The sequence below is a fragment of the uncultured Pigmentiphaga sp. genome (assembly GCF_937950555.1).
Taxonomy (GTDB): Bacteria; Pseudomonadota; Gammaproteobacteria; order Burkholderiales; family Burkholderiaceae_B; genus Pigmentiphaga.
Window position 1 is genome coordinate 1 of sequence record NZ_CALFCW010000036.1, and the last position, 6,564, is coordinate 6,564.

The following is a 6,564-nucleotide window of genomic DNA, read 5'->3' on the forward strand; positions in this document are numbered from 1 at the left end:
CGGCCTGCGTGCGAACACCCATCCGAGCAGCAGGCCGGCTGCCAGCGCCAGCACCGTGGCCAGCGACGCAACTTTCAAGGAAAGGTCCAGCGGAAACCAGTCGAAGGCGGCGAGGTCGAGGTTCGTCATGTCTGTGAGAATACAACGAAAACCAGAGCCGGCGACAGGAGCCTTTGCCGTGGTAGGCCCTATGGCGCCAGCATCCGTTTGAGCGCGGCGAGATCGGCTGCCGCCGCTCGCTCGGCGGCAGCCTCTACGCTGCGATAGCGCCGTATGATTTCGTGGCCGGTCTCGGTGACCGTCGTTCCCCCGCCGCGCGCACCGCCCACCGCGGTTGCTACCGCCGGCCGGCGCAGAGACCGGTTCAGTTCGTGGATCAGCAGCCACGCGCGGCGGTAGGACATGCCCATTTCCTGGGCCGCGGCGGTAATGGAGCCCGTGCGCACGACCGCCTCGAGCAACGCGATCTTGCCCGGCCCGACAGCTGTGCCGCCATCGCGGTAGATGCGCATGCGGAACTGAATGCGGAGCTTGGTGGACGACTGAGCTGGCATATGAGGTTCTGGAGATTATGAGGTTCTGGAGATTATGAAGTTCTGGAGATTATGAAGTTCTGGAGATTATCCCGAGGCAAGGCGCGGGTCCTGACAGCAGCCCCCTGGCCTCGAAAGCGGGGCGCTTGGAACGATGATGGCTTGCGGGTACGCCCCGGCCGGGAGGGCGTTCGCCGTCGCTGCATTATCAGTATCTGCGTTGTCGGCGCAGCCAGTCGGGCGGCAGCGACAGCATCGAATTGACGCTTGGCACGCTGGACCTGCGCGTGCAAACGCTGCTGCGTCCGGCGCAGGCACGGAAGTTTCTACGCCTCCCCCGGGCGGACATTCGCGTAAGGAGGCGTCTGGAAGATCGGCAAAACGATGAGGTTGGTGGGCGCGCTGGCGGGCGCCGTGCCTGGGTCGGCGTGGAGGTGCAGGGGGCGGGCTCCGGGCCGGTATGGGCACGCACAACGAAGGCGGGCAAGGCTGCGGCGGGGTCGGCGCCAGTGGTAGCGGTGCCCCGGGCAGCGACATGGAGGGCGACTCCAGCACGCCCGGCGGGACCCATCCCGGGATGGGCTACCCGGAAGATCGCGAACGGCCGAAGGCGGGCGCGGCCCGCCTCACGGCGCCGGGGGCGGGCAAGACAGCCAGGCTACGCCGCAGCCCGGGCACCGGCAGCGGCAGTACCGGCGGCCCGGGCGGCACGGGTAGCACCGGCAGTACGGGTAACAGCACAGGTACCGGCCGATAGAAATCGGCTGCCCGCTGCGGCGCCGTGCGCCGCCACCGCTACGACACCCTACGCTGCCTGGCGGGGACCCTGCGGTCGAGTCCGGGCTGTGAGGAAGCTTCCGAGTCGGTTGTCCGTTCGGCCGAACCGCGAGCTTCAAGCCTGGCGCGCCCCTTCGATGGCGTTGCGCAGTATGTCCAACGCTTCCTGCACGAGCTCCTGCGGCGTATTGAGGGGGGCCAGCAGGCGCACGGTGTTGCGGTGCACTCCGCACTTGATGACCAGCAGGCCGCCTTGCCGGCAGCCGTCGATGACGGCTTGGGCGAAGTACGCATCGGGCTGGAAGGGATCGCCGTTGCGCACGAATTCCAGGGCCAGCATGGGACCGAGGCCGCGCACGGCGCCGATCTCTTCGTAGTCGGCTGCGAGCGCGTCCAGTCCCGCGCGCAAGGTCTCGCCGAGGCGGCGGCTCTGCGCCAGCAGGTCTTCCTCCTCGAAGATGTCCAGCACCGCAAGTGCGGCGGCGCAGGCCAGCGGATTGCCTCCATAAGTGCCGCCCAGCCCGCCGGGCAGCGGTGCGTCCATGATTTCCGCGCGGCCGACCACGCCGGACAGGGGCAGGCCGCCGGCCAGGCTCTTGGCCACGGTGACGAGGTCGGGCTGGATGCCGGCGGTCTGGAAGCCGAACATTTCTCCGGTGCGGCCGAATCCGGCCTGGATCTCGTCGAGGACGAGCACGATGCCGTGCTTTTGCGTCAGCGCGCGCAGCGCCTGCAGGAACTCCTTGCCGGCGGGCAGAAAGCCGCCGTCGCCCTGGACCGGCTCCAGGATGATGGCTGCCACGCGCTCGGGCAGGATCGCGGTGGCGAAGAGGTCTTCCAGGGCGCGGATAGCGTCCGCGCTGGAAATCCCGTGGTAAGGGTCGGGATAGGGAGCGTGATAGACCTCGTTGGCGAACGGCCCGAAGTTCTGTCGGTACGGGGCGCTGAAGCCGGTCAGCGTCGTGCCCAGCAGCGTGCGGCCGTGGAAGCCGCCGCGGAATGCGATGATGCCCGGTACGTTCCGATGGGCGCGGGCGATCTTGACGGCGTTCTCGACCGCTTCTGCGCCGGTGGTGGCGAACAGCGTCTTGTAAGCCTCGCCGCCGCCGATCAGCGCGTTCAGCCTGGATGCCAGGTCCACATAGACATCGTAGCCGGCGACCTGAAACGCTGCATGAGACACGCGCTCGAGCTGACGGTGCACGGCCTGGACGACCTTGGGGTGATTGTGGCCGACGTTCTGCACGCCTATACCTCCCACGAAGTCGATGTAGCGCTTGCCTTCGACGTCCCATAGCAGGGCGCCCTGCGCCTTGTCGGCGAAGATGGGATGCGCGGTGACGACGCCGCGCGGTACGTTGCGGCTGCGGGTTTCGATATGGGCATGGTTGTTGCGGGTCATTGCTCCGGTGCCTCTTCAGGGGCGCGGCGTTCCGGCCGCGCTTGGATAATCCGGTGGGGGCGAGATCCGGCTCCTCGGCCGGCTTGCAGGGGATCAGGCGCCAGGGCCAGTCAATCCAACTGGCCCTGGCATACATACTTGATGTGCATGTACTCCTCCAGGCCGTGACGCGATCCCTCGCGGCCGTAGCCCGAGTCCTTGACGCCGCCGAAAGGCGCGGCCTCGGCGGCCAGCGCGCCTTCGTTGACGCCGACGATCCCGGTTTCCAGTGCGTCGGCCAGGCGCCAGATTCGGCGCACGTCGCGCGAGTAAAAGTACGCCGCCAGGCCGAAAGGCGTGGCATTGGCGGCCTCGACGACTTCCGCTTCGTCGGTGAAGCGGGTGAGGGGAGCGATGGGGCCGAAGGTCTCCTCGCAGGAGCAGTCCATCGCTGCAGTCACGTTCGTCAGCACTGTAGGCGCGTAATAGCAGGCGCCGTCCTTGCCTTCGGGGCGAAGGCGCGTGCCGCCGGTGACGATGCGGGCGCCTTGCCGGACGGCATCCTGCACGTGGCGCTCTATTTTGTCGACCGCGCGGGCGTTGATCATCGGGCCGATCTGCGATGCCGGATCGGTCGCCGGCCCGACCTTCAGGGCGGCTACTTGGGCAGCCAGCTTCTCGACGAAGGCGTCATGCACGCCGTCCTGCACGTAAATGCGGTTGGGACAGACGCAGGTCTGCCCGCCGTTGCGGAACTTGGCGGCCATCAGGCCTTGCACCGCGGCGTCGAGGTCGGCATCGTCGAACACGATGAAGGGCGCGTTGCCGCCCAGCTCCAGGGACAGTTTCTTCAGGGTGTCGGCCGAGCGGCGCGCCAGATGCTTGCCGACCGGGGTGGAGCCGGTGAAGGTGATCTTGCGCACGCGTGCGTCATCCAGCCACACGTCCACCACATCGGCGGCGCGCTCGCGCGAGGCCGTAACGATGTTCAGCACACCCGGCGGGACGCCGGCTTCTTCGGCCAGCTTGACCAGTGCCAGCGAAGTCAGCGGCGTGTCCTCGGCGGGCTTGCACACCACCGTGCAGCCGGCGGCCAGGGCGGGGGCGATCTTGCGTGCGATCATGGCAGCGGGGAAGTTCCAGGGCGTCACGGCGGCTACCACGCCGACCGGCTCCCGCAGCGCGAACATGCGGCGGCCCGGCACGGGCGCGGGGATGACCGCGCCGTCGGCGCGGGTCGCCTCCTCGGCGAACCATTCGACATAGCTGGCGGCGTAGGCGACTTCTCCCGTGCCTTCTGCCAGGGGCTTGCCTTGCTCGCTGGAGATCAGCCGGCCCAGGTCCTGGGTGTGCGCCACGATGAGATCGTTCCAGCGCTTGATGATCTGCGCGCGTTGCTTGGCCGGCACTTTGCGCCAGGCCTTGAAGGCCGCGTGCGCGGCGTCGACGGCCGCGCGGGCGTCGTGCGCCCCGCTGTCCGGTACGCTGGCGAAGACTTCTCCGGTGGCCGGGTCGCTCACCAGCAGGATGCGGCCGTCGCGGGCGGGGAGCCATGTGCCAGCGATGTAGTTCTGGCCGGGAAGAAGATCGGAGTTCTGGAAGGTGAAGGGCATGGGAAAACCTACTCGATGGCCGGAGCGTGCGCGTTCACGCGAATACGACGAAGACCTTGCGCAGCGTTTCCCGCACATCCCAAAGGCCCCGCGTGTGGGCGGGGAAGAACAGGGTGTCGCCGGCGCGGATCTCTCGCGGCTCGCCGCCCTCCGGCGTGAACGTGCAGGCGCCGGACAGGATGTGCATGAGTTCGGCATTGGGCAGCTGGCGCGCGAAGCGACCGGGCGTGCATTCCCAGACGCCCGTGCGGTTCTCGCCGGCCCCTTCCAGGGGCACGTAAAGCGTCCCGGTGCGGCTGGGCGGCTGGGTGAGCGATGCCGCGAGCGGCCCGTCGTCGGGCAAGTCGACAGTGGCGGATTGGGAGAGGACGGTAATGGGCATTTGGGTTGGGGATCGATGTAGGGAAATTGCGGGATGGCTTCAAGCCTGAGGGAACGCGGCCGTCATCAGCTCGGCCGCCGTATGCCGCTCCAGCGCCGCGACGATTCCGATGGTGCGCTGGATTCGCGCCTCGGGCATCAGCGGCGAGAGCGCGGTGCGGAACTTTTGCGTCGTTTCTTCCATGCTGGCGATGCCTCGGCGCCCCGAACCCAGCGGCTCGGCCACGAACAGCTCCCGGCTGGGTTCGCCCTGGAGCCTGACGACGACGCGGGTAGGAATCGACATGTCGACGCGGCGTCTGGCGTCGCACTGGCTGTCGCGATGCACCGTGATCCTGGAGAAGAGTCCGCGCAGCTGCGGGCAATCGAAATCCGGCGCCCTCAGCGCGGTGTTCAGGTCGCTGTGCAGCAGGGCCACAGCTATCAGAAAGCGCGCATTGAATTGCGAGTCGATGAGGTTGGTGGGGTAGGGCGAGTCCAGCGTGTCGCAGAACTCCTTGAAGGCATGGATCTCTATGGACTCCAGTCTGCGCAGGTCGATGGACGGTTTCAGCCGCAGCGTCGCTTCCAGTGCGGGATGTGCCCAGCGGCAGCATGCCCAGGGCTTGAACTCGACCTGGCGTATCAGCCAGTCGTCGCCGGGCAGGGTATCCAGGCACTCCGGCCGGAAGCGATCGGAGCCGTAGATCTTCCAGAAGCCGAACTCTTTCGAGAAGAAGTGCTGGTCTGCGGCATAGCCCTGCCTGGCCAGGAACGCCGCCATGACGCCGGCCGCGGCGGCGGCGCCGTATGCGTTCTTCAGCCAGGTATATCCTCCTTGCGGATTGGCCCGCACGATCATGGGGACCGGCGCGTTCTGGGCGGCCAGGCCGAATCCTTGCGTCCATTGCCGGCGGTCCAGCCTCAGCAGGACCCCAGCCGCAATGAAGGCGCCGAAAATCTGCCAGGTGGCGTAGCCGATGTCCTTCGATGGGGCATCATCGCTGGGGCACAGGGCCGTCCCGATGCGCAGCGACGCCTCATAGGCCTTGATGATGGCCGCCAGCGTCTCGCGGCCGCCGGACTTCAGCAGATGCGCGCAGGCCAGCGCGGGGCCTATGATGGTCGCGCCCGGATGCGAAGGCGCCTGCCGGTAGCAATCATCGAAGTCCAGGATGTTGGCCGCGTGGGCGTAGAGATTCGCCGCGTCGAAAAGACCGGCCCGCGTGCCGGCGCCGCCCGGTACGATGCCGGCGCTGTTGACGGAATTGAGCTGCAGGACTTCGCGATAGTCGGCCACGGGTTGCGTGTGCAGCCCGGCCAGCAGGCACGCAAGCCCATCCAGCAGGCATTGCTTGCCCGCCTCCAGCGTCTGCCGCGGGATATCGTCGTACCGATAACCGTCCAGCCATGCGGCCATCGGCGCAAAACCGGCGCTCGGTTCGGGGCTGGCTAGCTGCGTGAGCCCGGTATCGCGGGGATGGCTCATGATATTCTCGGTCAGACCAATCGATGCCGGACTGCGCAAGGCGCAGGGCCGGCATTCGCTTGCGATGGCTGTACCGCCATCGGTCCAGTTCTGGCGGAGCGGACAAGGCGACAGCCTAAAGAGCACCCACGGGTACGGTCAAATACGCATTGAGGCCAACGGCATGCGTTTTTGATATGGGGTCAGCTGCTGCTCTCCCGCATGGCCTTGGCGAAGGTTTTGGCCAGCATGTTCATGGGGCTGTTCAGCGGGTAGGCGAGATAGGTGGGAAACTCGATGTGGGGTGCAAACGGCAGCATGGCGATGCGTCCGCCGTAGTTGCGTGCCACCAGCGGATTGGCCACGCTCACGCCCATGCCGCAGGACACCATGTGGCAGATCGCCGCGGCGAAGTGCGACTCATAGGCCAGT

7 protein-coding genes are annotated in these 6,564 nt (G+C 67.3%); 1 reads left to right on the top strand and 6 read right to left on the bottom strand.

Features of this window, described 5'->3' with window-relative positions:
* Positions 1 to 188 precede the first annotated feature (188 nt).
* The gene (locus tag Q0319_RS10420; RefSeq protein WP_299452292.1) at positions 189 to 554 is read right to left on the bottom strand and encodes a LysR family transcriptional regulator; all 366 of its coding nucleotides are present in this window, start codon (positions 552 to 554) and stop codon (positions 189 to 191) included.
* 439 nt (positions 555 to 993) lie between these two features.
* Between Q0319_RS10420 and Q0319_RS10425 the strand changes: the two genes are divergently transcribed.
* Positions 994 to 1,290, top strand: coding sequence for a hypothetical protein (locus tag Q0319_RS10425; protein ID WP_299452294.1), 297 nt, complete (start codon positions 994 to 996; stop codon positions 1,288 to 1,290).
* Between the two features lie 135 nt (positions 1,291 to 1,425).
* Here Q0319_RS10425 and gabT read toward each other — a convergent pair whose 3' ends face one another.
* From gabT to Q0319_RS10450, 5 genes are all read right to left on the bottom strand, one after another.
* Entirely contained in the window at positions 1,426 to 2,712 is a 1,287-nt protein-coding gene (gabT, locus tag Q0319_RS10430; protein ID WP_299452297.1) for a 4-aminobutyrate--2-oxoglutarate transaminase, read from the bottom strand.
* A gap of 110 nt (positions 2,713 to 2,822) precedes the next feature.
* Complete coding sequence (locus Q0319_RS10435; RefSeq protein ID WP_299452301.1) at positions 2,823 to 4,304, bottom strand: NAD-dependent succinate-semialdehyde dehydrogenase; 1,482 nt, start codon at positions 4,302 to 4,304, stop codon at positions 2,823 to 2,825.
* A gap of 34 nt (positions 4,305 to 4,338) precedes the next feature.
* On the bottom strand, positions 4,339 to 4,686 hold the full coding sequence (locus Q0319_RS10440) for a cupin domain-containing protein (RefSeq protein WP_299452304.1): 348 nt from the start codon (positions 4,684 to 4,686) through the stop codon (positions 4,339 to 4,341).
* Between the two features lie 39 nt (positions 4,687 to 4,725).
* Complete coding sequence (locus tag Q0319_RS10445) at positions 4,726 to 6,153, bottom strand: MmgE/PrpD family protein (RefSeq protein WP_299452306.1); 1,428 nt, start codon at positions 6,151 to 6,153, stop codon at positions 4,726 to 4,728.
* Between the two features lie 182 nt (positions 6,154 to 6,335).
* The coding region (locus tag Q0319_RS10450) for a LysR substrate-binding domain-containing protein (RefSeq protein WP_299452308.1) at positions 6,336 to 6,564 on the bottom strand (229 nt) is incomplete at its 5' end.